The following is a 1,716-nucleotide window of genomic DNA, read 5'->3' as shown; positions in this document are numbered from 1 at the left end:
GGGGTGCCACGCCAGCCGGCGTGGCACCCCGCGACCGGTGCGGACGTCAGCGGCCTTCCAGGCCCTTGACGTTGTCCCCGAATGTCCAGCCCAGCGACCCGTCCCAGTTGATGGACCAGGTCATCAGGCCCTTGATCTGTCCGCCCACGCTGCTCCATGCCTGCGACACGAGCGAGGGCGACATGTACCCGCCACCGGCACCCGGCTGCGCGGGCAGGCCCGGCACCTGATACCCGTAGGGCACCTTGATCGTCGTGCCCTGGATGACCAGCCCGGTGTTCAGGCAGTTCGTCTGGACCTGGAACCCCTGTACCGTGGCCGCCTGGTACGAGTCGCCGGAGCAGCCGTACATACTTCCGTTGTAGTACTGCATGTTCAGCCACCACAGCCGACCGTTGTCCATGTACCTCTTAATGATCGGCAGGTAGGCGCCCCAGATCGACCCATACGTCACGCTGCCCCCGGTCACGTAGGCGGTCTCCGGCGCCATGGTCAGGCCGAAGTTCGAGGGCATCTGGGCGAGCACACCGTCGATGATTCGCTCGAGGTTCGCCTGCGAGGTGGACAGCGAGTTGATGTTGCCGCTGTCGACCAGTCCGGTCTCGATGTCGATGTCGATGCCGTCGAAGTTGTAGGCCTTGAGGATCGGCACGATCGTGGAGACGAACTTGTCGGCCACCGCGCTGGAGCTGAGGTCGATGCCTGCGGCTGCGCCGCCGATCGACATCAGGATCGTCGCACCGGCCGCCTTCTCCGCGCAGTAGTCGGCCGGAGTGTCGACCTTCACGTTGGTGTCCATGCCGTCCTGCCACTCCGCGGTGCCGTCGGACAAGATGACCGGGAACGCGGCGTTGATCACGTTGTACCCGTGCTGGAGGATCCGCGGGTCATTGATCGGAATCCAACCGAGCCCCGGATGCACGCCGTTGAGCGCGCCATCCCAGTTCTCCCAGTACCCCTGGATCACCTTGCCGGCCGGTCGCGACTTGACCGGGCAGGTGCTGCCACCGGGCGGCCCGGAGCTCGAAGGCGAGGGTGAGGGCGACGAACTCGGGCTCTGCGACGGCGACGAGCTGGGCGACGATGACGGCGACGGCGACGGCGAAGCGCTGGTCGGGGACACCGACGGCGACGGCGAACCGCTCGGGCCCGCGGGGCCGCTTAGCGCGAGGTCGTCGGCGTAGTAGGTCCCCTGCGCGTACCAGCCGTGTACGTACACTTGCACGCTGGTCTGGCTCGCACCGGTGGTGAACGTCGTGGAGAGCTGCTGCCACGAGGTGGCTGACGGCGTCCAGTTGTCCGATCCGCCGGTGATCCCGAGGTAGACGTACGCGCCCTCGACGTAGCCGGAGAGGGTGTAGCCGGTGTTCGGCTGCACGGACACGGTCTGCGTGCATTGCGCGTCGTCGGAGTTGTTCGCGGCGCCGGCCAGCGCGAAGCTGCCCGAGTGCACCGGCGCGGTGACCACGGACGCGGTGCCCGCGTCGCAGGACCAGCCGGACAGGTTGCCCGACTCGAAGCCCGGGTTCATCAGCACGTTGGTGGTCGCCGCCCCAGCGGGCACGGCGAGGATCGTGACAAGCCCCACGCCGCCGGCCATCAGCGTGGACGCGACGGCCGCGGCGGCGAGCCGCCGAGCTGGGCGGGCGGATATTCGGGGTGGACGCACGCAGCGCTCCCTATCTTCGGTACGGCGGCAGGCCGCGAACGGCTGAC

1 protein-coding gene is annotated in these 1,716 nt (G+C 68.2%); it reads right to left on the bottom strand.

Going from position 1 to position 1,716, the window contains the following annotated elements; genetic code table 11:
- Positions 1-46 precede the first annotated feature (46 nt).
- Complete coding sequence (locus tag VGZ32_RS24375; protein ID WP_349263735.1) at positions 47-1,600, bottom strand: carbohydrate binding domain-containing protein; 1,554 nt, start codon at positions 1,598-1,600, stop codon at positions 47-49.
- Positions 1,601-1,716 lie beyond the last annotated feature (116 nt).

This window comes from Actinocrinis sp. (assembly GCF_035938995.1).
GTDB lineage: Bacteria > Actinomycetota > Actinomycetes > Streptomycetales > Catenulisporaceae > DASZGI01.
This window is presented reverse-complemented; position numbering and strand designations above follow the sequence as displayed.